This is a genomic window from Halococcus sp. AFM35 (genome assembly GCF_051195015.1).
Taxonomy (GTDB): Archaea; Halobacteriota; Halobacteria; order Halobacteriales; family Halococcaceae; genus Halococcus.
In genome coordinates, this window is the sequence record NZ_JBNTJU010000012.1 from 60,547 (window position 1) to 83,281 (window position 22,735).

Below are 22,735 nucleotides of genomic sequence, written 5' to 3' on the forward strand. Positions count from 1 at the left end.
CTACTGTCGACGGGCCTTCGCGCGCTCGCTCCAGCGTTCGACCCGACTCTCGGAGACGTCGATCTCGTCGGCGACGTCGGCGGGGTCAGCGTCGGCGAGATCGTCGACGGTCTCGATGCCGGCCTCGCCGAGCCGCTCGGCATAGGAGGGACCGATGCCTTTGAGCGCGTCGACCGCGTGGTCGGCGGTATCACCGGTCGGGTCCGCGTCGGTCGGACCGGCCGCTTCGGCGTCCTCGGTGGCCGAAATCGATTCATTCGTTTCCTCGGTGACCGAGCCGGTCGAGCCGGTCGCGTCGCCGCCCGCCGCGGCCGACTCCGCTGCGGTCCCGTCGCCACCTGCCACGTCGCCGCTCGCCTCGCTCGTTGCACCGTCGCCACCGTGCTCGTCGTGGTCGGGGTCAAGGTCCTCCTCGTTCGTTGGTCCGACCGCCTCGCCGGGTTCGGCGGCTCCCGACGAACTCTCCTCGTCGGTCATCGAACCGGTCGAACCGGCCGCGTCGCCACCGGCAGCCGCCGATTCGTCCGCCTGATTGTCGTCCTCGGTATCGAGGTCCGTGCTCGCGTCGTCGCCCGATGCCGGTCCCGTGACTTCACCTTGTTCGGCACCGCCCTCAGCGCTCTCATCGAGCATGGATTCGGTCGAGCCGGCCGCGTCGCCGCCGGCGGCCACTGGCTCGTCGTCCCCAGTTCCCGTGACCGCATCCTCGGAGTCCGTCGCTGGTGCGGCCGTCTCCGAGCGCCCGTTTCGCCGGTCGTTCGACCGTCCCTTGTCGAGTCCGAGGACCGATTTGATGGTGTCGAGCAGCGTCATGGGCGACCCTACCATCCCCGGACTTAAATACGTGCCCGAAGCGCCGCGTTCATTACGTCCACGGGGGCCGTGTGCCCGGTCCAGCGTTCGAAGGCCGCCACGCCCTGATAGAGCAGCATCCATCCGCCATCTATCGTCGTCGCACCGACCGACGAGGCTTCCCGGAGCAGTCGCGTCTCGACCGGCGAATAGACCGCATCGAGCACCGCGAGATTGCTGTGGAGTGCTGCGGGCGGGACGGGCATCTCGTCGCTTTCCATCCCGACGCTCGTGGCGTTCACCACCACGTCGGCATCCGCGAGTAGCTCTTCTAGTTCGTCGAGTCCGTGGCCAGTCGCGCCGTCGACCTCGCCAGCGAGGTCGTGAGCACGCTCGACGGTACGATTGGCGATGGCGACCGCCATCCCTTCGTCAGCGAGCGCAAAGGCCGCCGCGCGGCCCGCCCCGCCAGCGCCGACGACGACCGCCCGGCCTGCCAGCGCGACGTCATGATGGGCGAGCGCGCGCGTGAGGCCCACGGCGTCGGTGTTGTGGCCGGTCACATTCCCACTGCCGAAATCGAGCGTGTTGACCGCGCCGATGCGTCTCGCCAACGCGTCCGGCTCGCACACGTCGAGGGCGTCGCGTTTGAACGGAATCGTGACGTTCAACCCGGAAATTCCGAGCGCGCGTGCGCCCTCGATGGCCGTTTCGAGAGTCTCCGGTTCGGGTTCGAAGGTGACGTACCGGGCGTCCATGCCCAGTTCCTCGTAGGCCGCCTCGTGCAGCGGTGGTGACAGCGAGTGCTCGACCGGCGAGCCGATGAGTCCGAACACCTGCATGGGCGTGCGTCGTCACCCGAGGCGATAAGCGGGCCGGTCGGACCGAACGACGCCGGACCGGCGACCGACAGCAAAAGAGATAGGTGCATGCCTCGCGGTTTTCGACCATGCTCGAACGCTTTCGCCACCCGCTTGTCGCCGTCGCCCTCGCGTTGCTACTGACGGTGCCGTTTCTCGCACTCTACATCACACACGGTTTCCACCTCAGCCCGCAACCACCGGGACAGAACATCGCCCCTGGCATCGCGGTCCTCGTCGGTGGCTTCGCCATTCTCGGCGCGGCGTTCCTGCTCGCGTGGGGAGCCGAAACCGCCGAAAAGGACGTTCCAACGGCGTTCGCCATCGCGGTGCTGGCGGTGCTGGCGGTCGCTCCCGAGTACGCCGTCGACGCCCTCTATGCGTGGCAGGCCGGGGCCGACCCCGGCCAGAGCGCGGCGGCGAGTCTTGCGATTGCGAACATGACCGGCGCGAACCGCATCCTCATCGGGATCGGCTGGGCCGGTATCGCCCTCTACACCATCTACCGCGCGAAGCGGAAGGGCGACTCGGCGGTCGAGCACCACTCGGGACTGCTCGCCGACAGAGTGGTCATCGACCGCGAGATTGCCACCGAGATCGCCTTCCTGCTCGCGGCCACGGCCTATGCCTTTTTCGTTCCGCTCGGTGGCACTATCGGCATCGTTGACACCATCATCCTCGTCGGTCTCTATGTTGCCTACATCGCCATCGTCATCCGCGGCGATGCCGAGGCGTCCGAGGAGACCGTCGGCGTTCCGGAGTACTTTCAGGGGTATCCGAAGGTGCCCCGCATCGCAGTCGTGCTCCTTCTGTTCGCCTTTTCGGGTCTCGTCATCTTCTGGGCGGTGCATCCGTTTGCGAACGGTCTCGAAACGCTCGGCACGAGTCTTGGCGTCCCCGAGTTCTTCATGATTCAGTGGATCGCGCCGCTCGCAAGCGAGAGTCCCGAACTCGTGGTCGTGGCCTATCTCGTGAACAAGGCGCGCTCGACGGCCGGCTTCAACGCGCTCATCTCCTCGAAGCTCAACCAGTGGACCCTGCTCATCGGGACCCTTGCCGTGGTGTATTCCATCGCTGCCGGCCACATCGGCGGACTGCCCATCGACGAGAAACAGGTCGCCGAGATCTGGATTACCGCCGCCCAGAGCCTCTTCGCGCTCGCCATCCTCTCGAACTTCGAGATATCCGGCCGCGAGGCGGTCGCACTCTTCGTCCTGTTCATCTCACAGGTGATTGCGGAGTTCTACGTGATTCAGACCTATACCGACCCGGCACAGACGAACCTCTCCATCACCATTCTCTACGTCTATACCGTCGTCTACATGGTCCTCGGTCTCGGGCTGTTCGTCCGCCACCGCGAGAGCCTGCGCGAACTGCTCGGGCGCACGGTGACGAACGCCCGAGAGGCCGTCGGCGGCTCCGGCCAACCAGAACGGGCTGACTGATGGCGCGCTCGCTCGCCATCCTCGTTAGCCGGGCCGACCCCGCCTCGGTGGCCATCGGCGAACAGCTCCGCGAGTGTATCGAGTTCGAACACACCACCGACGACGCCCGTCCCGACGGCGCGGGCCAAAAGGTCTATCGCGCGCCGGGCGTCGAGATGCGCGAATTCGACGGACTGCATCTCGACCTCACGGACGTCGCCGCAGCGTTCACCGACCCTCGGATGGCGGTCTTCGCCTCGAAACACGCCGGCGACACCGGTCCCCTCCTCACGGCTCACCACACCGGAAACTTCGGGCCGGCCGAAGCCGGCGGGCGGGACGGCGAGTTCGCCGCGGCGGCTCCGAACGCCCATTCCGAAGTCCTCGATTCGCTCGCCGCGTACGCGCCGGCGGACTACGAGGTGGGCATGGAGTGTACCCACCACGGACCCACCGACGTGGGCGTTCCCTCGATGTTCGTCGAGTTGGGCAGCGCCGAATCTGAGTGGAACGACCCGGCGGGAGCGCGTGCGGTCGCCCGCGCAATCCTCGACTTGCGCGACACCTCGCCACGGCGCGAGCGCCAACTCGTAGGCTTCGGCGGCGGCCACTACGTCCCCCGATTCGAGCGAATAGTGCGGGAGACCGACTGGGCGGTCGGGCATATCGGCGCGGACTGGGCGCTCGATGCGATGGGCAGCGTGAACGACGACGTGATACGCCGAGCCTTCGAGCGAAGCGGGGCCGAGCGCGCGCTCATCGAGGGCGAGCGACCCGAACTCGAAGCCACAGTCGAGCGCCTCGGCTACGACCTCGTGAGCGAAACGTGGCTGCGCGAGACCACAGGCGTCCCGCTCGATATCGTTACCGAAGCCGAACGCCGACTCACGAGCATCGACGACGGACTTCGCTTCGGCGCACCCGCCGGGGAGGCGACCATCGACAGCGCCGAACGCTGGCGACTGCCCTCCGCCCTGCTCGCCGAAGCCGAGGGCATCGACGCCGCGGCGGCGCGCGAGACCGTCGCACGTCACGCGCTCGCGTTCGACACCGAGCAGTCGGGAACCCGTCTCGGCGGGCGCGCGCTGGTCGACGAGACCGCACGGGAGTCGATGCTCGATGCGCTTCTCGAAATCCTCCGCGAGAAATACCACGATGTCGAGCGACTCGGAGCGACGGCCGTGGCACGTGAGACGTCCTTCTCGCCCGAGAAAGCCGAGGAGATGGGCGTTCCCGAGGGACCGAAATTTGGCCGTCTCGCTGCCGGCGAGTCGGTGGGCGTCAATGGGCGGACCATCGACCCCGAGACCGTCCACGAGGAGCGCGAGCGGCGCTTTCGGCTCGATGGCGACGCCGAACGGAAGGGGAAAGATAAATAGGCGGCGTGCGCCACTCGCACACAAATGGATTCCATCATCGAGGACGCCATCGACGAGGCCGAAGACGACCGCGCCGAGGGCGAGACGCCGGCCGGCGAGCGCGAGGCGGGGACGATGACCAACGAGGAACTCGCTGGCGTCGTCGAGGATCTCAAGACCCAGATTACGGTGGTCGGCTGTGGTGGGGCCGGCTCGAACACCGTCACCCGGATGGCCGAGGAGGGCATCCACGGCGCGAAACTCGTCGCGGCGAACACCGACGCCCAGCACCTCGTCGAGCAGGTGCAGGCGGACACGAAGATCCTGATGGGCCGCGAGAAGACCGGCGGGCGCGGTGCCGGCTCGGTGCCGAAAATCGGCGAGGAGGCCGCCCGCGAGACGCTCGACGACATCAACGAGACCATCGACGGCTCCGATATGGTCTTCGTCACCGCAGGATTGGGTGGCGGCACGGGAACGGGTGCGGCACCGGTCGTCGCTCAGGCCGCCCAGGAAGCCGGCGCGCTCACCATCGCCATCGCCACCATCCCCTTCACGGCGGAGGGCGAGCGCCGGCGTGCGAACGCCGACGCGGGGCTCGAACGCCTCAGGGCCGTCTCGGATACGGTCATCGTGGTGCCGAACGACCGCCTGCTCGAATACGCGCCGAACCTCCCGTTGCAGGATGCGTTCACCATCTGTGACAGGGTTCTGATGCGCTCGGTGAAGGGCATGACCGAGCTCATCACCAAACCCGGACTGGTCAATGTCGACTTCGCCGACGTTCGTACGGTGATGGAAAACGGCGGCGTCGCGATGATCGGACTCGGCGAATCGGATTCGGAGAACAAGGCCACCGACTCCATCCGTTCGGCGCTGCGTTCGCCACTTCTGGATGTGGAGTTCTCGGGTGCGAGCTCGGCGCTCGTCAACGTCGTCGGCGGTCCCGACATGTCAATCGAAGAGGCAGAGGGTGTCGTCGAGGAGATATACGACCGCATCGACCCCGACGCGCGCATCATCTGGGGCGCGTCAGTGGATGAAAGCTTCTCCGGGAAGATGGAGACGATGATCGTCGTCACGGGTGTCGATTCACCACAGATTTACGGGCGTTCGGACCTTGCGGGCGAGACCAGCGGGCAGGTCGATTCGGACATCGATTACGTCGAATAGTTCCGAAGTAGTCCAAACAACACATAGAAATCCCTGTGGGCGGTAGATGGAATATGGACATCAAATACGACCTATCGAGCTACACGCGCGTGTTGAAACTCGCCAGCACGCCCTCGTGGGAGGAGTTCTCCCGTATCGCGCTCATCGCCGGCGCGGGCATTCTCCTCATCGGCATCATCGGATTTCTCATCTTCACGCTGATGAATCTCCTCCCCGGAGGTGTCTGACGATGGGGATGTACGCGGTGAAGACGACCGCGAGCCAAGAGCGCACCGTCGCCGATATGATCATGGAACGCGAGGCGGAGGAGGTTCACGCCGCGCTCGCACCGGATTCGCTGACGAGTTACGTGATGGTCGAGGCCGACGACCACGCCATCCTCGAACGGGTACTCGACGAGATTCCCCACGCCAGAAATCTCGTTCCCGGTAAGTCCTCGATTGCGGAGGTCGAACACTTCCTCTCACCGAAGCCCGACGTCGAAGGTATCGCCGAGAGCGATATCGTCGAGCTCGTCGCCGGCCCATTCAAGGGCGAGAAGGCACAGGTCCAGCGCATCGACGAGGGCAAGGACCAGGTGACGGTCGAACTCTACGAGGCCACCGTTCCGATTCCCGTCACCGTGCGTGGCGACCAGATTCGTGTGCTGGATAGTGAGGAGCGCTAACCCTCGCGTTCCAAACCGGAAATCGCTATACGCTGGCGGCCGTCCTCTCGACTCAAGTGACGTCCCACGAGCCGTTTCGCGTCGACTTGCACGTCAAGGTCCTCGACGAGCAGGTAGTCAGCCGGGCCAAGCGGTACGGACTCGACGCGCTGGTCTATGCGCCCCACTTCACGCGCTTGCCCGACATCCGGGCGACGGCGCGTGAATACTCCGACGAGGACCTGCTGGTGGTGCCGGGCCGCGAACTCTTTACCGGGTCGTGGCGCAACCGGCGACACGTCCTCGCGGTTGGTCTCGACAGTCCGATACCTGATTTCATCACCTTAGAGGGGGCGATGGCCGAACTCGACAGACAGGGGGCGGCCGTGCTGGCTCCTCATCCCGAGTTCCTGAACGTGAGCCTCGGTCGCGCGGCCATCGACCGCTATCAGGACGTCATCGACGCCGTCGAGACCTATAACCCCAAATACTGGCGCTATCATAACCGCCGTGCGCGCTCGATGGTTGCCGAACTGGCGCTTCCGGCGTTCGGTTCCTCGTATGCCCATCGCCACCGGACGGTCGGCGAGGTCTGGACGGCCTTCGCAGAGCGTATCGAGACCGGAGGCGACCTGCTCGCGGCGCTCCGTGATGGCGTGCCCCGGCGCATCGAGCATCGAGCGGGGACGATTCACCGACTGCGGCGTGCCGCGGAGTTCGCACATCTGGGCTACGAAAACACCGTGACGAAGTTCGACAGACTCGTGCTCTCGGGGACGGAGCCGACCCATCCCGAACGGGACGTCTATGAGAGTCGCTTCGCGGACGTGCGAGTGTACTGACGTCAGCGCCGCAGGAGGGCAAGCGCGCTCGCAAGCAGCGCGACGAGCGCGAGGGCGATCCCGAAGCCCGGTCCCTCCGAGCTGCTCGTCGTGTTCGCGGCCGCCTCGGTCGTGGTTGCGGTCGGGGTCGGCGTGGGTGTCGGCGTCTCGACGTTCCCTGCCGGGGCGAAGACGCTCGCGTTGTCGACCTCTTGCACTTCGGCGACGACGCGGTTGCGCTTGATGTTGACGAAGTTCACGCCTGAGGGTTTGCTCCAGTTGCCGTCGAAACGCCACATCCGGAGACTGTTCTCTGTCACGTTCGCCCGCGTCACGTTCCGGTCGTCGTAGCCGATGCCGAGACGGAGCGAACTGTTCGGACTCGTGCCGGCCGCGCCGAGGCGCTGGCCGACCGTCGAGCGGTTTTCGAGACCGCCCGGTACCGGGCCGACGCCCGTGAGTGCGACGTCGCTGGCTCTGAAGGAGACGTTGCCGGCCGAGCGCGTCGTGAACCGTTCCCCGACGACGTTCGTCGTGTTCCCCACGGTGTAGAGGCTCCAGCGGCCGTTTTCGACTGCGGTGACGTTTTCGAGTCGGGTGTTGCTCGCGGCGCGCAAGCGGATGCCGTGGCGGCGGTTCGCGCTCGCGTTGACGTTCTCGATGGTGCCGTTTTGGACGTCACGATAGAGGACGCCGGTCGTCCAGCCGGTCGTCGAGACGTTTCGCACGGTGACGTTCGAGAGGCTCGTCAGCGAGTTGTTCACCTTCACGCCGACGCTCTCGGAGGCGTTCGCCCCGTCGATGGTGTGGCCGCCGCCGTCGAAGACGACGTCGCTCGACAGGATTTGGACGCACGTCGATTGAGAACTGTTCTCGATATCCGACGTGAGCACGTACTCGCCGTCGTCGGCGATGGTCCGACACGAGTCGATGGGCGTCGGTGCGCTCTGTGCGCCCGCGGTGCCGGCGACGCCCGCAGCGACCAGTGCGAACACGACCACACAGACGCCGACGGTTCTGCCTGCAGTCATCGTGTTCGCACCGAACCACCCGCGAGTGATACCTGTTCTGCTCTCGACTCACGCGAGACCGCTCGCGCGGAGTCCGCTTTCGAGGAGTCGGCGCGGGAGGTCGGTAGCGAGCGCGGCGGCGACCGCGAGTTCGAGCGCCGTGATGAGCACCATCAATCCACCGGCGTAGCGACTCCGTGCCGAGACGCCGATGGGAACGTCGAACTCGGCGCGGTCGAACGGATAGAACAGCGCAATACCGCGTTTCGACCCCAGCAAGTCGAGCACGTAGTGGGTGGCGACGCCGACCCAGACGAGCCGGAGGTTGCCGAAATAGATGGGATAGACGAAAAACAGGAGGAGTACGGGAAGGTTGTGTAGCGTCTTGCGGTGGGTGCCGAAGGCGGTGTCGACGTCGGGAACGAGCGCGCCGAGGGTCACGGGCACGGCGATGGCGACGACGGTCCAGAGCGTCCTCGCGTCCAGTGTGGGGGCAGCCAGACAGCCGAGACCGACGCTCAGGACGAGTGCATTGAGTACGTGCCCGCGCTTGTTCATCCTCGGCTCCTCCGAGGCGGGTGGTCCCTAAGTCGTTTCCTGCTCGCGGTCGCGGAGTGCATCGAGCACCGCCGCAAGCGCGCGCCGGGCGATCTTTTCCTTTATCTCCTCCCGTGTACCGCCGAGGACGTGATGCTCGACCGTGCTCGTCGAATCACCGGTCGTCCACGGCGCGGCATGGGCGACGCCGATGAAGACGGTGCCGACCGGTTTCTCGTCGGTGCCGCCGTCGGGACCGGCGATGCCGGTAGTCGCCACGCCCCACGTCGTATCGGCGGTGTCGCGCGCGCCGCGAGCCATCTCACGGGCGACCGGCTCGCTCACCGCGCCGTGGGCATCGAGGCTCTCGCGGCTGACCGCGAGCAGCGTCCGCTTGGCCCGCGAGGAGTAGGTCACGAGCGAGCGGTCGAAGTAGTCGCTCGACCCCGGTACGTCGGTGAGCAACGACCCCACGAGTCCTCCAGTACAGGATTCGGCGACCGCGATGGTGGCGTCGGTCTCTCGAAGGGCGTCGCCGAGTCGCTTCTCGATAGCGTCGGAATCCGGCATGGACGTGTTCCGGGTCGCCACGAGCAATAAACCAGCGCCCACGACTTCCGAAAGACCGAGTACGAGCCGGGAATCAGGGAACGTATGGACTACCAGACGCCGCAGTTCTTCCGGCTGATGCAGTACGCGGCGGCCAGCGATGACGAAGTGGTCGGGATGGTCAGCGGTGGTCCCGACTGGGACTCCCCGCCCGCGATTGGCGATGGACTCGGCGAGTACGCCGATTTCGATGGGGACGACTACCAGTATCCGCCGAGCGCGGGACTCGACGCGCTTCGAGAAGAGATCGCCGCTCGGCGCGGTGTCGATATCGAAACCGTCGTCGTCACCAACGGCGCTGGCGAAGCGAACTACCTCGCGCTGGCGGGCGCGCTCGACCGCGACGCCGGCGAGGAGGTGCTGCTCACCGACCCGGTGTACCCCTACTACCCCGGCAAGACGCGACTGCTCGGCGGCGTGCCTCGATACGTCCCGGTCGATTCCGATGGCTCGCTCGACCCCGCCGCCCTCGATGAGCGCGCGAGCGACGAGACGGCGGCCATCGTCGTCAACACGCCGAACAATCCCACTGGTACGGTCTATCCCGAGGAGACGATGACCGAATTGGTGAACGTCGCCGAGGCACACGACGCGATACTCGTGAGCGACGAAGTGTACGACCACTTCGATTACACCGGCGAGTTTTCGAGCGCGCTCGCGGTCGATTCGTCCCATCGAGTCGTGACGAACTCGTTTTCGAAATCGATGGCCATCACGGGCTTTCGCGTCGGGTATGGGATTTTTCCTCGGGGACTGGTCGAGGGCGCACGCACCCGTCACATGCTCGTGAACGTCGCCGGGAGTCGGCCCGCCCAGTACGCCGTGCTCTCCGCGCTCCGCGCGACCGGTCCGGAGTATTACGAGCGAAACCGCGAGCGACTCCGCCAGCGAATCGACACGTTCACCGACGCCCTCGACGCTGCCGGTGCGGAGTACAACGCCCCGGACGGCGGGTTCTACGTGATGGCGCGCTTTCCCGATTTCCCGGGCACGATGGACAACGCCGAACGGCTCATCGACGGCGCAGGCGTCGCCGCCATGCCCGGTGAGACCTTCGGCGAGGCGCGCGCCGACTGGTTCCGCTTCGCGCTCGTCACGCCCGAGGTCGAACAAGCGGGTCGCCGGCTGGCCGAGTTCTTCGGCTGACGATTCGGTGCTGGCGCGGTATAGCGGGGTGCTGTCGGCGCGCGGGAGTGCCGAAGGCACGACTCACGCGAGGGATGAGTGGAGTGAGGGCGTAGCCCGAACGGAGCGAATCGGCTGGGGAGGGTGTGGCTGTCGCGGTGCGGTAGCGGAGCCGGTAAGCACTCGAACCGCGAGCGAGCCGCAGGCGAGTGAGCGGCTCTTTTCAGTCCAGGTTTTTGCGAGGAGTGGTTCGCGCTCCGCGCGAACCCGACGAGTAAAAAGTGGGTGTTTACACCACGCGGCGAACGAGGTCGTACAGCGAGTTGCGAACGCCGGCGGGGAGGAATCGGGCGTACTCGGCCGCCTGTGCCACCGCTCCCACGGGATAGCGCGCCGGCGGGTCGGGCGAGACCGCCGCATCGAGGATGGCGTCGGCGACTTCCTCGGGACTGACGGTACCGACGCCGCCCTCGACCACGGTGCGATAGTCCTCGAAGTAGTCGTAGAACACCTCGTAGGCTCCCGAGCGCTCCAGCCCGTCGAGTTCGTCGTCGGCGCGCTCGTCGAAGGCGGTGGCGACTGGGCCGGGCGCGACCACCGACACGTCGATGCCGTAGTCGGCGACCTCCGCCCGGAGCGCCGCCGACATGGCTTCGAGCGCGGACTTCGAGCCGGCGTAGACGCCCCGGCCGGGGGTGGCGAAGCGGCCGGCGGTGCTCGACACGTTGACGATGCGGCCGTGGCCGCGGTCGCGCATGTGTGGCAGAACCGCGCGGGTCAGCCGGTGCGGGCCGAAGGTGTTGGTTGCGAACTGCTCGCGCACCCGCTCGGTGGGGACGTCCTCGATTGGCCCGAACTGGCCGTAGCCCGCGTTGTTCACCAGACAGTCGATGCGGTCCGTTTCGTCGACGATGCGCTCGACCACCTCTTCGACTTGCTCGCCGTCGGTCACGTCGAGCGCGGCGGTTGCACAGCCCGCCATTTCGAGGTCCGAGATGTCGGCTTCGTCGCGGGCGGTCGCGTAGACGGTCCATTCGGCATCGAGGAAGGCTTCGGCGGTCGCGCGGCCGATACCCGACGAACAGCCGGTGATGAGTGCGGTCTTCGCCATTCTATTCCATCCCTCTCGGGCCGGGTAGTTAACTTCCGCCGTTCGCACGCCGGTTCATTCCGTCAGGTCGCGCTTCACCGTATCGGCGTGACTGTCGGCGAGTCGCGTCGGTTCGGGGAGTTTGTAGCCGTCGCACAACTGTTCCGTGATGTCAGTAGCCGTCTCGGGACCGACGCGATGGCCCGGACTCACGTACACCGGGTTGATTTTCCGCGTTCCGGACTCGTACTGGCGGGTCTGGAGCGCGTAGCCGATGGTTCCCTCTGCTTCGACGTCCTCGTCGGCGTCGATGGCGACGCGCGCACCCTCCGGAAGTCCATCGAGCGAGCCGCGGGGCGTGCCACAGAGCAGGCCCTTGGCGACGCCGATGCTGGGGAGGTCGAAGACGACCCCGAGGTGGGTGGCGAGACCCGCTTCCCGGAAATGGATGCGGCCGCTGCCGTCGAACACTGCGATATCGGGGTCGATGGAGAGGTTCTCGAAGGCGGCGACGACGGCTCCGGCCTCCCGAAAGGAGAGCAATCCCGGCACGTACGGAAACTCACAGTCGGCCACGGCGCTCGCGCGTTCGATGACCGTGCCGCCACGCAGGGCGACGACCGCACCCACGGCCCTGTCGTCGAGGAAGGCTTGGTCGATGCCGACCACCACGGGCGAATCGCCGGATGTGAGCGTGTTGGCCGTCGAAACGGCCGCCGAGTCGAACGGGTGGTCGTCTGTGAAGGTCGCTTCGGCGGCGACCGCGCGCTGGAGAGCCTCCATCTCCTCGCGCGAGCTTTCGGGGTCGGGGACGAATTCCGGGTTGACTGGCTCCATCAGAACGGTCCACGCCCGCGTCCGGGACCGCCCATACCGCCACCGCCGCGCCCGCCACCGAACTGGAGCTGGTCGGGCATGCGCTGTCGGCCCTTGACGCGCCGGCCGTAGGCGAGTCCGATGAGCAGGCCGACGAGGTGGGCGACGTTGGCGACGCCGGCGATACCTGGCCCGCCGAGCGCGCCCGAGACCGAGATGACGACGTAGCCGGCGGTGAGCAGCCATATCGGGACCGGGATGAAGAAGTAGAGATACACCCTGAGGTCGGGTTTGATGACGGTGAGCACGCCCATCACGGCGAGTGCGGCCCCGCTCGCGCCGAGTGCACCGGTAATGCCGCCTTGGAGCATCTCGATGCCGATCTGGCTCAGTCCGGCGAGCGCGCCGCTGCCGAGAAAGAGCAGGGTGAACTCCCGCGAGCCGACGTAGTTTTCGACTATTCGGCCGAAGAAGTAGATGACGATGGCGTTGACGAGCAGATGGAAGAATCCCCCGTGAGCGAAGATCGAGGTGAACCACGTCCAGACATAGAATGGATGCTGTGGCGAAATCACGAACACTGCGCTCCATAGCTGAGAGCCGGGCGGTGCGCCAAAGAGCGGGAAGACCATGAACTGCAGCGCGAAGGTGACGAACATCAGTCCGAGAAAGACGAAGGTCATGTTGCCGCGGAAGTAGCCGAGCGGACCACCAGTACCGGTATCGAACAGCCCCGAGAGCCAGCCCGAGGACTGGCCGCCCCGGTTTTCCACGCTGTCGTCGAACCCGCTGTCGAAGACGCCCGAGGGGTCGTTCCAGTTTTCGAGACCGGGGCAGTCGTGGCTCTCGGGCAGGCGGTGTTCGCCACAGAACGTGCCGCCGCAGTGTCGGCAGTGATACGGCATGTTCTCGTTTTTGCCACACACGTCGCACGTCGCCATTGTCGAACCATTGCACCGGCGAGTCAAGTCGGTTGGGGTCCGCGCTCGCGGTGGGCTGTGGTCGCGGTGCGGTAGCAGTGCGGTGGCGGCGCGGCAACAGCGCGGTGGTTCCGAACTCGGCGGGCAGATCTCTCACAAACGAATCGGTTTGAAATCTATTCAATTACTCACGCTGTATCGATGCTAGTGGGGACGATCTCCCAGTCTGTTTCAAACCACGTCGTTCGCCCGAGTAGAGGGCTAGTTGCCGGTTGATTCCCCGCGTACGGACGATTGGAACTCGTCGTCCACGGACGAATATTGGTCTTCGTCCTCGGGGAAGTAGCAGGCGGCTGTGTGTCCCTCTTCGGCCGCTTCGTCCAATCCCGGTTCGGCTTCTCGGCACTCTTCGCGGGCTTTCGGACACCGTGGCGCGAACGTGCATCCCGACGGGAGATCGACCGGGTTCGGCGGTTCACCGTCGAGCAAGACTCGGCTGCGGTCGATAGACGGGTCTTTCTCGGGGGATGCCGAGAGCAGCGAGTTCGTGTAGGGATGTTTCGGCTGTGAGACGATTGATTCGGTTTCGCCCATCTCGACGACACGACCGAGGTACATGATGGCGAGCCGGTCGGAGACTTGCGTGAGGCTGGCGAGGTCGTGGGAGATGTAGATGATGCCGATGCCGGCCTCGGTTGCGAGGTTCCGCAGGAGATTGAGGAGGTTGACCTTCAGCGAGACGTCGAGCATCGACGCGGGTTCGTCACAGATCAGGAAGTCCGGGTCGAGCACGAGCGCGCGGGCGATGGCGACGCGCTGGCGCTGCCCGCCCGATAGTTCGTGGGGATACTGGTCGAGAAACGCCGCGGCAGGCGTGAGACCGACCCGTTCGAGGGTCTCGATGACCGCTTGCTCGCGCTCGTCGGTCCGATAGTCGTGTATCGTGAGCGGTTCGCCGACGAGGTCGCGTACCTGCTGTCGGGGATTCAACGCATCATACGGGTCCTGGAAGACGAACTGCATCTTCCGGCGGAACTCCTTCATGTTCCCGTCGCGGTACTCCTCGAAGGACAGCCCGTCGAAGGTGATGTCGCCACCGGTCGGCTCCTCCAAGAGCGCGATGGTCTCGCCGAGCGTGGACTTCCCACAGCCGGATTCGCCCGCGACGCCGAGGATTTCCGACCGCCGAACGTCGAGCGAGACGCCATCGACCGCCCGAACGTGATTTTGCTCGCGGCCCCGCAGCTTCTCCACGAGCGGCTGACTCTGTGCGTAGTGTTTTTCGAGTCCGTCCGTTTCGAGCAGCAACTCGTCGGCGGTGGACTCCGTTGGATTCCCCTCGGCGATACCCCATGTCTCCGGGTCCGTCGCGTCACGACGCATTCGTGCGGCCTGCTGAACGTGATGGCAGGCCGAGCGCTGGTTGCGGTTCGGGAGTGCAACGATGTCCGGATGCGATGCTTCGCATTCCTCCGTGGCGAACGGGCATCGGTCCACGAAGACACACGACGAGGGTTCCTCGGTGAGATTCGGCGGCGACCCCGGAATCGACACCGGGTTCTCGTCGGTCTCCTCAACCGACGGGAAGGAGTTTTTCAGTCCCATCGTATAGGGGTTGGTCGGGTTGATGAGGACACTCTCCACACTCCCCTGTTCCATCACTTTGCCACCGTAGAGTAGGGACAGCTCGTCGCAGGTTTCGGCGATGACGCCGATGTCGTGCGTGATGAGCAGGAGTGAGCTATCGATCTGTGCTTGGATGTCGAGGATCGTATCGACGATCTTGTCCTGGACGATGACGTCGAGACCGGTCGTCGGCTCGTCCGCGATGATGAGGTCGGGGTCGAGTGCGAGCGCCATCGCAATCGTGACCCGCTGGCGCATCCCGCCCGAGAATTCGTGGGGGTAGTCGTCGATTCGGTCCGGGTCGAGACCGACGAGTTCGAACAGTTCCCGCACCCGGTCGCGTGCCTTCGCTTTCGAGACGTTTCGGTGTTTCTGGATTGCCTGCCGTATCTGTTCCCCGGTGGTCATTACCGGGTCGAGCGAGTCCATCGCGCTCTGGGGGATGTAGGCGATCTCCTCCCAGAGAACGTCCCGCTGTTCTGCGGTCGGAAGGCCGGTTAGCTCCTCGTCCTTGAATCGGATTTCGCCGGATTCCACGCGGCCGTTGTCCGGAAGCAAACCGAGAATCGCCTCAGCGGCGGTCGATTTGCCGGAGCCGGACTCGCCAGCGAGACCGTAGTTGACGCCTTCTTCGATGCTGAACGAGACGTCGTTGACGGCGTGGACGGTGTCGTCTCCCGCACTGTACGTGATCGTGAGGTCGTTGATGTCGAGTAGCGTCATTGGTTGGTTTGGATTTCGGGGTTGACTCGCTCTTCGTACCGGCGGCCGATGAGGAACACCGAGGTTGTGACGGCGGCGATACCGATGGCGGGCGGCAGGACCCACCACCACGCGACGCGGATCGCACCGGAGGCGAACACCTGTCGGAGCATCCGTCCCCAGCTCGTGGCGGTCGGGTCGCCGAATCCGAGGAACGCGAGGCTGGCCTGTGCGGCAATCGACCACGCGACGCCGTAGGCGGTGTACAGGAAGCCGGTGGCGAGCACGTTCGGCGCGATGTGATAGAACATCGTCCGGAGGTGGCCGGCCCCGCTCGCACGCGCCGATTTGACGAACGTTCGGTTTTTGACCGCAAGCACTTCGGAGCGCACCACCCGCGCCGGCATCTTCCAGAGGAACAGCATGATGATGAGCGTGATGAGCCAGATGTTCGGCCTGACGAACGTCAACAGTAGCAGCGCCATCGGCATGAACGGCAGGGAGAACGTCAAATCCGTGAGCCGCATCAGGAACTCATCGACGCGCCCCCCGAAGTAGCCGCTCGTCAGCCCGACGAGAAAGCCGATGATGCCCGTTCCCAGCCCGCCGAAGATTCCGACGAGGAACGTGGCCCGCGCCCCCGCGAGGAACTGGCTGAACACGTCCTTGCCGAAGGAGGTGGTGCCGAACCACGCAGATAGACTTGGAGATTCGAGCACCGCAATCGACCCGGCGGGATTCCGGACGCTGTACGCAATCGGGTCGTGCGGCGCGAGCATCGGGCCGAACAGCCCGAGGAAGGTGAACACCGCGAGCACGACCGCGCCGGCGAGGGCGAGACGGTCGGCGACGAGGAATCGCAACTGGTCCATCACCCGGCTATACTCTCCAGTAAGCCGCTCGCGGAGTGAGATGGAGCCGGTGCTCATCACACACCACCCCCGCTGCCGGAGACGGTCGGGTCGAAGTATTCGTACGCGCTATCGGCGAGGAGGTTCATCACGATGACGGCGAGCGCCATGATGAACACGGCGGCCTGAATCAGCGGGTAGTCCTGCTGGCGGATGGCGACGACGAGCAGCCGTCCGATACCGGGCCACGCGAACACGACTTCGAGCAGGATGAGTCCCTGAAACACCATCCCGAGCCTGAGCGCGAAGTACGTCAGGATGGGGAGCATCGAGTTCCGACCCGCACGCAGGAGCTGCTCGGCTTCGGTGAGGCCCTTTGCCTTGTGGAGTTTGAGGAACGATGACCCTTTCTGCTCGACAACCCCGTTACGCGCGAGCAACAGGAAATCCCCGCTGTAGTAGAGCACCGCGACCGTGAACGGCAGGATGTAGTGCTTGAGGAAATCGAGCGAGAGATACGTTTCGATGAGACCGTCGGGTGAGGCCGTCAGGCTCCGCATCCCGAACGTCGGGACGAGTCCGAACTGGTAGCCGAAGACGATCAACAGGAAGATAGCGGTGATGAACACCGGCGTCGAGCGAAGGAACGTCGTGATGACGATGCTACCCTTCTCGACGCCCGAGCCACGATTCCAGCCGGCGTACATTCCGAGCAGACTGCTCAAGATGGCGGTCGTGATGAGTGCCGGAATGAGCAGTATCAGGGTGTTCAGCAGCTTCGGGCCGAGAATCGCCCAGACCGGCTGGCTCCGCCGGATGGAGTAGCCGAACTGGAACGTCAACAGGTTCTGAATATATTTGACGTACTGCACCCAAATCGACTGGTTCAAGCCGTATTTCGCCATGATCTCCTGTGCCTGCGCCGGTGTCAGGTTGCCGGTGGCGATCAGCGCCGAGAACGGCGACCCCGGAAGCAGCCGGAGCACGACGAAGATCACCGAGATGGCGACGAGGGTGAGTACGGCCGAGATGGCTGTTCGTTTGACGAGAAACCGTCTGAAGTCACTCATGGCTCGTCTCCCGTGTTATTCCTTATCGTCCTGTGCGACCGCCGGTCGGGTGTCGTTCGTGTCATCTGTTTTCGTCCGTCGATTGGTTGGTCGTGGAGAAGTCGGGCTGGCCGAGTTCGGCCCGGCGCTCGTGGGTGTTTCCGTTCTGGACGCGTTCGACGAACGCGGCCCACGCCCGTCCGTTCGGAAACCGAAGCGTGCCGTCGTCGCTCCACGTGTAGCCCGCCTTTCGGAGAATCGTTCGTGCGGCGTCGAGGTCGTACCCGTACCGCTTGACGTCGGAGTTGTGCCAGTCTTTGAGTATCGGCGAAATGGGATTTTCGCCCTGTACGGTGGCTCTCCCGTTCAGAAACGTCTCCACGAAGCCTTTCTTATCGATGGCCTTCGCCAACGCCACCCGGAACTCCTTGTCGCGGATGAGCGGTACCGAGAACATGAGTTTGGTGTCGAGCGGCGCGAAGTTCTTCGCGGTCATCTCCGAGATGGCGTCTGGCTGACTCGCGCGATTGGCCTGTGTATTCGAGAGAACACCGTCAACCGCATCGATGCCGCCGTTCTGGAGCGCGCCGATCATCGCCGTGATGTTGGCGACGTTGACCCACGTGAGGCTCTGTATGCCGGGACCGCTTTCAAACTGCTTGCCGAGCACAGCCGAACGGAACGACTCGTCCCACATCCAGTGGTCGTCCCATCGCTCGGTGATGAAGCGTGTCGCCTGGCTCCAGTCGACGAATTGGAACGGTCCAGTGCCAATGGGATTTTCAGGATTGTGCTGGGAGGGGGCCGTTATATCCTTCCATCGGTGTTTGGGAATGATCGTACTTTGGACGACACCCTGCGTCATGAACGTCGCGTCGGGCGAAGCGAGGGTGAATCGAACCCGTCCGCCACCCGACCGCGACAGCACCTCAACGCTTTCGACCGGGTCGTAAAACGGGACGACGCTCGTTGCACTGTGTTGTTTGAAATATTCGATGGAAAACTTGACGTCCTCGGGGGTGAACGGTTTGCCGTCGTGCCATTTCACCCCCTCGCGGAGGTCTACCTCGACCGTTTTGTCGCCAACGAACCCGCCGCCGGTCGCAAGCGCGGGAACGACCTCCAAGCCCAGTGATGCGTCGAACAGGCCATCGTAGAGATACCGAAGCCGGAACTCCTCGGCCCCGCCCGCCGACCACGGTTGGTTGAGCGAGTTCATCGACGTGGTGGTGCCCTTGACGTAGCTGGCGTCGTTCGTCCGCGGCTGGAGGTTGACCTCCGTCCACTGGAACGTATCGCGGGTGGGGCCGCAACCGGGCACCGGGATGTACCCACTGAATTTTCGGGTGTTCGCCGCCGTGATGACGTCAGGGAAGAAGCCGATGATTCCACCGACGTCCTCCGCGAAGATGGCTTGAACCTGCTTTATCAACCGGGCACGTTTCTGCTCGTTCCCGGTGATTTGGTCCTGTTTGCGGAGGAGTTCGTTTATCTTCGGATGCCAGTAGTTGTCGTAATTGAACGCGCTCTCCTTGTAACGCCGCATCAGCAGCGCGTTCGGCCCGATTCCACGAACCGGGTCCGGTCCGTGGGTACTCATCGACACCACGTTTTCGAGTCCTGCGGTGCTCCAGCTCTGGGCGTAGAGCTGGTTCAGCGGCCGGTCGATGATTCGGGCGGGCGCACCCAACGAATTCACGCTGTCTTTCATCATCAGCGCGTACTGTTTCATCCACGGGTCATCCTGGCTCGAAAACTCCATCGTCACGGGTTCGAGCGGAGCGCCCGCACGCGCGGCATAGTCGAGGGGTGGTCCTTCGGCCTTCGCTTCGGCATCGAGCGTTGGCCAGTCGTGCCAGTACTTCGTCTCGACGCTCGCGGGTGTTCCCTTTGGAACCTTGGCGTCGAGGGCGTTGGCATCGCTGTTCCCGGCGAGGGACGAGCTACACCCCGCGAGTGTGGACAGGCCGCCGGCCGCGGCGGCCGCGAGACATCGACGACGGGTTACCCGCCGTGTGTCGTCAGTTTCTATCGGTCTTCGATGGCCGTTCGGTACCATGCTACGGGTTGCCAGAAGACAGGCGTGTCTTTCAGTCTAATCCCGATACCGCTCGGTTGGGACCACACTTCATATGGGGGACGGAATATTACGGCATCGACTGAACTGTTCTTGTGCTACTCCTCGCGTGGACCGTAGAGTAGTGCGAGAAGATTTCGTTCGGCGACTCGCAACCGCTCGCTGGCCGTCGACTGAGAGACGTTCAGTTCCTCTGCGATCTCGTTTGTAGACGCCGTTCGTGGCACGTCGAAATATCCCATTTCATAGGCAGTTTCGAGGACCGCGAGTTGCTCGGGGGACAGTTTCGTGGTGAGGACTTCGGTTATTCGTCCACTATCTAGCGGTTCGCCAGGCCTTTCGATCTGGCTCACGCTCCGTAACTCGAACGCACCCAACGATTCCTCGAGGTCGTCCGCAAGCGAACGGAACCCTTCCCAATCTCGCGCGGTAACGACGATCTCGAACTCACCTTCCTGCAACACGATCCGGTTCGGAATCGCTTCTCGACGGAGTACCAACCCGAGAATAAAGGGATACGACTCATTGGCGATGATTGTGAGGCGGCGGACAGTGATATTCGATGGACCTGTTGGAATTTCGTGCGTATAGAACAGTTCCACGCCCCAGACCTCCGCAATAGCGTCATGCGGGTCGAAATCGACCGTCGACGATATCGTGAGCGACTCGATCCATCTCCCGTCCTCGATGTAGAACGCATTATCGAGTTCAATACTGCGAACGTCCTCAAGCCGGACATCGAGCTTTTCCATAACGCCCGTCGGAATTGTTTGGAATTCGACGCGAAGGATCGTTGCTCACTCCGTATTCACTAGTATCGTCAACCATGGTATATGCCTCACGGAAGACGCTGTTCGAATCGTCCTCCGTCAATGATCGAAGTTAGTTCCTCGGCCCGAGTGAGGAGTCGAGAGTCGTCATCCGTTCTTCGAGTGCTTCTGGCGACAAAGTGTCGATACGAGAGGAACACACTCGCGTGCAGTCGGATTTCTGTTCTCGCCCGACTGTCGTCACGTCGAACCGATGCGTTTCATCAGCCGCCGGCATTCCGGACAGGACAGCGACGCCCCTTCATCGCCGCTGAGTTGGTGACCGCAGTCGACGCACTCGTAGATGAACGATCCCATGAGCGTAGAGTGAGAAAATATTGCGCCAAGCTATATGAAGCTGTTCGCCACTCACACGCCGAACTGCCACTATTCTCGCTCACACCTCTCTCACGCCTCTACATGGCTTGCGCTTGGGGCATCGGGCTTCGTCATCGGCTCGTTCGGAGCGTTCGGGAACCGTATCTCCGCGGTCTCTCCCTCTCCTGGCGGAGCTGTCTCTGACCGCTGTGCCATCTGCAAATTCCCTATACTCAGCGGTAGAACCCGCAGTGAGAACTGCCGATCAGCGGGGCAACTAATTATGGAGGGGGCACTTGTCGGGAGTATGCGATTCGAAGACAGGACGGTTTTCGTCACCGGTGGTGGATCGGGAATCGGCCGCGCAACGGCCCAGCGCTGTGCCCGCGAGGGAGCGACTGTCGTGGTTTCCGATATCGACGCCGACGGCGGCGAGGCGACGGTGAGGGCAATCGAAGACGAGGGCGGTCCCGGCGACGCCGTCTTCGAAGCGCTCGATGTGACCGACGCGACGGCAGTCGCGGAGACGGTAGACGACGCCGCCGCGAGACACGGTCTCGATGTCATGGTGAACAACGCGGGAATCGCCCAGCGCAGCAGTGCAATCGAGGAGTTCCCGCTCGCAGAGCGCGACAGAATCTTCGCAATCAACGCCAAGGGCGTTTGGAACGGCTGTCGGGCGGCAATTCCCCACCTGAAGGAACAGGAGTCGGGAGCCATCGTCAACGTGGCGTCGCTGGCTGGCGTCATCGGCCAACCGTGGTCGGCCGCCTACGCGTTCACGAAGGGTGGCGTCGCCACATTCACACGAACGATTGCGGGCGAACTCGGCCGCTTTGACGTTCGCGCGAACGCCGTCTGTCCCGGGTTCACCGACACGCCGATGGTGAGGGGCGAACTCGAATCGCGGGACGATCCCGAGGCGGCACGCGAAACGCTCGAACGTCAGTATGCCCTCAAGCGCATCGGCGAACCAGAGGAGATCGCTGCAGCGATCTGTTTTCTCGCCAGCGACGACGCATCCTTCATCACTGGTCACGAACTCGTCGTCGACGGTGGGTACTCCAGTGGGTAAGATATCACTGTAACGAAAAATCAGACACGCTGAGAGCGGCTCACACGGGTTTGCAACGTCAGTACCGCTATGTGACGTATGGAATATCACGACTCCGAGGCGGCGAAAGAGGTATATCGCGCGTGGAGGCCTTCATGGAATACTCTCGCGCGAACACGAGGCGCTCAGGTCCGGTGAGTTGGCCACGGAGACGGAGATAGTAGTTCAGAGGTAAGTATAAGTCGATTCGACAAGACATCCGAGTCATGGTGGATGCTACTATCGATGTCATCGACCGTGGGGTGCTCGAAGCCGACCTGAACTACCTCGTCGAGGGCAACACGCTCGGCAGCCACGACGAACCGAACCCCGACACCGACTACGCCGAGATACCAGTCCCGAATTTCGTCATCGACCACCCCGAGGGAACTGTCCTCTGGGATACCGGCTCACATCACGACGCCGGAAACGGCCACTGGCCCGAGGGACTCGTGCAGGCGTTCTACCCGAAGGACGCCCACGAACACCGCCTCGACGACGACTTGGAGGAGGCGGGCTACTCCATCGAGGAGATCGACTGCGTCTTCCAGAGCCACCTGCACTTGGACCACGCGGGCGGACTCGAATTCTTCGATGGGACGGATACTCCGATTTTCGTTCACGAGGAGGAACTCAAATTCGCCTACTACAGCGCGAAGTCCGACGAGGGGAGTTCGGCCTACGTGTTGGGCGATTTCGACCACGACCTGAACTGGCAGGTACTCCACCGCGACCGTGAGACCCACTTCGAGGACGTGGAGTTCGTTCGGCTGCCCGGCCACACTCCCGGCATGACGGGAACGATGGTTCAGCTGCCGGACGAGACGGTGGTGTTCGCCGGCGATGAAATCTATATGGCCGATAACTACGAAGACGAAATCCCTCTCGGCGCGGGATTGCTGTGGAGTCACCGCCACTGGTTCCGGAGCATGAAACTCCTGAAGGAACTCGAACGGAAACACGACGCGGAGATCGTCTACGGTCACGACCCGAACCAGTTCGAGCAAATCGAAGACGGATGGGGATAAG

At 64.0% G+C, this 22,735-nt stretch carries 22 protein-coding genes; 9 read left to right on the plus strand and 13 right to left on the minus strand.

What is annotated here, in order from left to right; all coding sequences use genetic code 11:
- Complete coding sequence (locus tag ACQUQO_RS11015) at positions 1 to 813, minus strand: helix-hairpin-helix domain-containing protein (protein ID WP_435078062.1); 813 nt, start codon at positions 811 to 813, stop codon at positions 1 to 3.
- A gap of 23 nt (positions 814 to 836) precedes the next feature.
- Positions 837 to 1,634, minus strand: coding sequence for a shikimate dehydrogenase (locus ACQUQO_RS11020; RefSeq protein ID WP_435078063.1), 798 nt, complete (start codon positions 1,632 to 1,634; stop codon positions 837 to 839).
- Between the two features lie 107 nt (positions 1,635 to 1,741).
- Between ACQUQO_RS11020 and ACQUQO_RS11025 the strand changes: the two genes are divergently transcribed.
- From ACQUQO_RS11025 to ACQUQO_RS11050, 6 genes are read left to right on the plus strand one after another with little or no spacing between them, the layout of a single operon-like run.
- Positions 1,742 to 3,097 (plus strand): sodium:calcium antiporter, encoded by a 1,356-nt coding sequence (locus ACQUQO_RS11025; protein ID WP_435078064.1) that lies wholly within the window; start codon positions 1,742 to 1,744, stop codon positions 3,095 to 3,097.
- Entirely contained in the window at positions 3,097 to 4,455 is a 1,359-nt protein-coding gene (locus ACQUQO_RS11030; RefSeq protein WP_435078065.1) for a D-aminoacyl-tRNA deacylase, read from the plus strand. Before ACQUQO_RS11025 ends, ACQUQO_RS11030 begins: the two co-directional genes overlap by 1 nt.
- Before the next feature lie 24 nt (positions 4,456 to 4,479).
- Positions 4,480 to 5,607, plus strand: a complete 1,128-nt coding sequence (gene ftsZ, locus ACQUQO_RS11035; RefSeq protein ID WP_435078066.1) for a cell division protein FtsZ — start codon at positions 4,480 to 4,482, stop codon at positions 5,605 to 5,607.
- Between the two features lie 53 nt (positions 5,608 to 5,660).
- On the plus strand, positions 5,661 to 5,834 hold the full coding sequence (locus ACQUQO_RS11040; RefSeq protein WP_435078067.1) for a protein translocase SEC61 complex subunit gamma: 174 nt from the start codon (positions 5,661 to 5,663) through the stop codon (positions 5,832 to 5,834).
- A 2-nt stretch (positions 5,835 to 5,836) separates the two neighbouring features.
- Positions 5,837 to 6,274: a transcription elongation factor Spt5 gene (locus ACQUQO_RS11045; RefSeq protein WP_435078068.1), complete on the plus strand. Its 438-nt coding sequence runs from the start codon at positions 5,837 to 5,839 to the stop codon at positions 6,272 to 6,274.
- Positions 6,275 to 6,330: 56 nt separating this feature from the next.
- Positions 6,331 to 7,095 carry a PHP-associated domain-containing protein gene (locus ACQUQO_RS11050; protein WP_435078069.1) on the plus strand — a complete coding sequence of 255 codons (765 nt, stop codon included), beginning with the start codon at positions 6,331 to 6,333 and terminating at the stop codon, positions 7,093 to 7,095.
- A gap of 2 nt (positions 7,096 to 7,097) precedes the next feature.
- Here the strand turns inward: ACQUQO_RS11050 and ACQUQO_RS11055 are convergent, their stop codons facing one another.
- Genes ACQUQO_RS11055 through ACQUQO_RS11065 form a run of 3 tightly spaced genes read right to left on the minus strand, consistent with a single transcriptional unit; the run spans position 7,098 to position 9,191 of the window.
- Positions 7,098 to 8,105: a PGF-CTERM sorting domain-containing protein gene (locus tag ACQUQO_RS11055; protein ID WP_435078070.1), complete on the minus strand. Its 1,008-nt coding sequence runs from the start codon at positions 8,103 to 8,105 to the stop codon at positions 7,098 to 7,100.
- 48 nt (positions 8,106 to 8,153) lie between these two features.
- Positions 8,154 to 8,642: a metal-dependent hydrolase gene (locus ACQUQO_RS11060; RefSeq protein ID WP_435078071.1), complete on the minus strand. Its 489-nt coding sequence runs from the start codon at positions 8,640 to 8,642 to the stop codon at positions 8,154 to 8,156.
- A gap of 27 nt (positions 8,643 to 8,669) precedes the next feature.
- Complete coding sequence (locus ACQUQO_RS11065; RefSeq protein ID WP_435078072.1) at positions 8,670 to 9,191, minus strand: CinA family protein; 522 nt, start codon at positions 9,189 to 9,191, stop codon at positions 8,670 to 8,672.
- 84 nt (positions 9,192 to 9,275) lie between these two features.
- On the opposite strand from ACQUQO_RS11065, the gene ACQUQO_RS11070 reads away from it, so the two are divergent.
- Entirely contained in the window at positions 9,276 to 10,376 is a 1,101-nt protein-coding gene (locus ACQUQO_RS11070; protein ID WP_435078073.1) for a pyridoxal phosphate-dependent aminotransferase, read from the plus strand.
- 268 nt (positions 10,377 to 10,644) lie between these two features.
- Here the strand turns inward: ACQUQO_RS11070 and ACQUQO_RS11075 are convergent, their stop codons facing one another.
- The 8 genes from ACQUQO_RS11075 to ACQUQO_RS11110 all read right to left on the minus strand — a co-directional run bounded on the left by ACQUQO_RS11075 (position 10,645) and on the right by ACQUQO_RS11110 (position 20,238).
- Positions 10,645 to 11,466 carry an SDR family oxidoreductase gene (locus tag ACQUQO_RS11075; RefSeq protein WP_435078074.1) on the minus strand — a complete coding sequence of 274 codons (822 nt, stop codon included), beginning with the start codon at positions 11,464 to 11,466 and terminating at the stop codon, positions 10,645 to 10,647.
- 54 nt (positions 11,467 to 11,520) lie between these two features.
- Positions 11,521 to 12,282, minus strand: a complete 762-nt coding sequence (locus ACQUQO_RS11080; protein WP_435078075.1) for an endonuclease V — start codon at positions 12,280 to 12,282, stop codon at positions 11,521 to 11,523.
- Positions 12,282 to 13,202 carry a rhomboid family intramembrane serine protease gene (locus ACQUQO_RS11085; protein ID WP_435078076.1) on the minus strand — a complete coding sequence of 307 codons (921 nt, stop codon included), beginning with the start codon at positions 13,200 to 13,202 and terminating at the stop codon, positions 12,282 to 12,284. The genes ACQUQO_RS11080 and ACQUQO_RS11085 overlap by 1 nt, the downstream gene beginning before the upstream one ends.
- Positions 13,203 to 13,442: 240 nt before the next feature.
- Positions 13,443 to 15,530: a dipeptide ABC transporter ATP-binding protein gene (locus ACQUQO_RS11090; protein WP_435078077.1), complete on the minus strand. Its 2,088-nt coding sequence runs from the start codon at positions 15,528 to 15,530 to the stop codon at positions 13,443 to 13,445.
- Entirely contained in the window at positions 15,527 to 16,438 is a 912-nt protein-coding gene (locus ACQUQO_RS11095) for an ABC transporter permease (RefSeq protein WP_435078078.1), read from the minus strand. Before ACQUQO_RS11095 ends, ACQUQO_RS11090 begins: the two co-directional genes overlap by 4 nt.
- Positions 16,438 to 17,430, minus strand: a complete 993-nt coding sequence (locus ACQUQO_RS11100) for an ABC transporter permease (RefSeq protein ID WP_435078079.1) — start codon at positions 17,428 to 17,430, stop codon at positions 16,438 to 16,440. The genes ACQUQO_RS11095 and ACQUQO_RS11100 overlap by 1 nt, the downstream gene beginning before the upstream one ends.
- A 61-nt stretch (positions 17,431 to 17,491) precedes the next feature.
- Positions 17,492 to 19,468: an ABC transporter substrate-binding protein gene (locus ACQUQO_RS11105; RefSeq protein ID WP_435078080.1), complete on the minus strand. Its 1,977-nt coding sequence runs from the start codon at positions 19,466 to 19,468 to the stop codon at positions 17,492 to 17,494.
- Between the two features lie 116 nt (positions 19,469 to 19,584).
- Positions 19,585 to 20,238 (minus strand): helix-turn-helix domain-containing protein, encoded by a 654-nt coding sequence (locus tag ACQUQO_RS11110; protein ID WP_435078081.1) that lies wholly within the window; start codon positions 20,236 to 20,238, stop codon positions 19,585 to 19,587.
- 682 nt (positions 20,239 to 20,920) lie between these two features.
- On the opposite strand from ACQUQO_RS11110, the gene ACQUQO_RS11115 reads away from it, so the two are divergent.
- Positions 20,921 to 21,688 (plus strand): SDR family NAD(P)-dependent oxidoreductase, encoded by a 768-nt coding sequence (locus ACQUQO_RS11115; RefSeq protein WP_435078082.1) that lies wholly within the window; start codon positions 20,921 to 20,923, stop codon positions 21,686 to 21,688.
- A 245-nt stretch (positions 21,689 to 21,933) separates the two neighbouring features.
- On the plus strand, positions 21,934 to 22,734 hold the full coding sequence (locus tag ACQUQO_RS11120; protein WP_435078083.1) for an N-acyl homoserine lactonase family protein: 801 nt from the start codon (positions 21,934 to 21,936) through the stop codon (positions 22,732 to 22,734).
- The last annotated feature ends 1 nt before the right edge of the window (position 22,735 follow it).

What these genes read in the sequence shown, in the direction of transcription:
- ACQUQO_RS11105 (WP_435078080.1), bottom strand. Translation starts at nt 19,468, where the DNA reads ATGGTACCGAACGGCCATCGAAGACCGATAGAAACTGACGACACACGG.
- ACQUQO_RS11025 (WP_435078064.1), top strand. Translation starts at nt 1,742, where the DNA reads ATGCTCGAACGCTTTCGCCACCCGCTTGTCGCCGTCGCCCTCGCGTTG.
- ACQUQO_RS11040 (WP_435078067.1), top strand. Translation starts at nt 5,661, where the DNA reads ATGGACATCAAATACGACCTATCGAGCTACACGCGCGTGTTGAAACTC.
- ACQUQO_RS11100 (WP_435078079.1), bottom strand. Translation starts at nt 17,430, where the DNA reads ATGAGTGACTTCAGACGGTTTCTCGTCAAACGAACAGCCATCTCGGCC.
- ACQUQO_RS11015 (WP_435078062.1), bottom strand. Translation starts at nt 813, where the DNA reads ATGACGCTGCTCGACACCATCAAATCGGTCCTCGGACTCGACAAGGGA.
- ACQUQO_RS11085 (WP_435078076.1), bottom strand. Translation starts at nt 13,202, where the DNA reads ATGGCGACGTGCGACGTGTGTGGCAAAAACGAGAACATGCCGTATCAC.
- ACQUQO_RS11110 (WP_435078081.1), bottom strand. Translation starts at nt 20,238, where the DNA reads ATGGAAAAGCTCGATGTCCGGCTTGAGGACGTTCGCAGTATTGAACTC.
- ACQUQO_RS11020 (WP_435078063.1), bottom strand. Translation starts at nt 1,634, where the DNA reads ATGCAGGTGTTCGGACTCATCGGCTCGCCGGTCGAGCACTCGCTGTCA.
- ACQUQO_RS11030 (WP_435078065.1), top strand. Translation starts at nt 3,097, where the DNA reads ATGGCGCGCTCGCTCGCCATCCTCGTTAGCCGGGCCGACCCCGCCTCG.
- ACQUQO_RS11090 (WP_435078077.1), bottom strand. Translation starts at nt 15,530, where the DNA reads ATGACGCTACTCGACATCAACGACCTCACGATCACGTACAGTGCGGGA.
- ftsZ (WP_435078066.1), top strand. Translation starts at nt 4,480, where the DNA reads ATGGATTCCATCATCGAGGACGCCATCGACGAGGCCGAAGACGACCGC.
- ACQUQO_RS11115 (WP_435078082.1), top strand. Translation starts at nt 20,921, where the DNA reads ATGCGATTCGAAGACAGGACGGTTTTCGTCACCGGTGGTGGATCGGGA.
- ACQUQO_RS11060 (WP_435078071.1), bottom strand. Translation starts at nt 8,642, where the DNA reads ATGAACAAGCGCGGGCACGTACTCAATGCACTCGTCCTGAGCGTCGGT.
- ACQUQO_RS11120 (WP_435078083.1), top strand. Translation starts at nt 21,934, where the DNA reads ATGGTGGATGCTACTATCGATGTCATCGACCGTGGGGTGCTCGAAGCC.
- ACQUQO_RS11080 (WP_435078075.1), bottom strand. Translation starts at nt 12,282, where the DNA reads ATGGAGCCAGTCAACCCGGAATTCGTCCCCGACCCCGAAAGCTCGCGC.
- ACQUQO_RS11075 (WP_435078074.1), bottom strand. Translation starts at nt 11,466, where the DNA reads ATGGCGAAGACCGCACTCATCACCGGCTGTTCGTCGGGTATCGGCCGC.
- ACQUQO_RS11095 (WP_435078078.1), bottom strand. Translation starts at nt 16,438, where the DNA reads ATGAGCACCGGCTCCATCTCACTCCGCGAGCGGCTTACTGGAGAGTAT.
- ACQUQO_RS11070 (WP_435078073.1), top strand. Translation starts at nt 9,276, where the DNA reads ATGGACTACCAGACGCCGCAGTTCTTCCGGCTGATGCAGTACGCGGCG.
- ACQUQO_RS11055 (WP_435078070.1), bottom strand. Translation starts at nt 8,105, where the DNA reads ATGACTGCAGGCAGAACCGTCGGCGTCTGTGTGGTCGTGTTCGCACTG.
- ACQUQO_RS11045 (WP_435078068.1), top strand. Translation starts at nt 5,837, where the DNA reads ATGGGGATGTACGCGGTGAAGACGACCGCGAGCCAAGAGCGCACCGTC.
- ACQUQO_RS11065 (WP_435078072.1), bottom strand. Translation starts at nt 9,191, where the DNA reads ATGCCGGATTCCGACGCTATCGAGAAGCGACTCGGCGACGCCCTTCGA.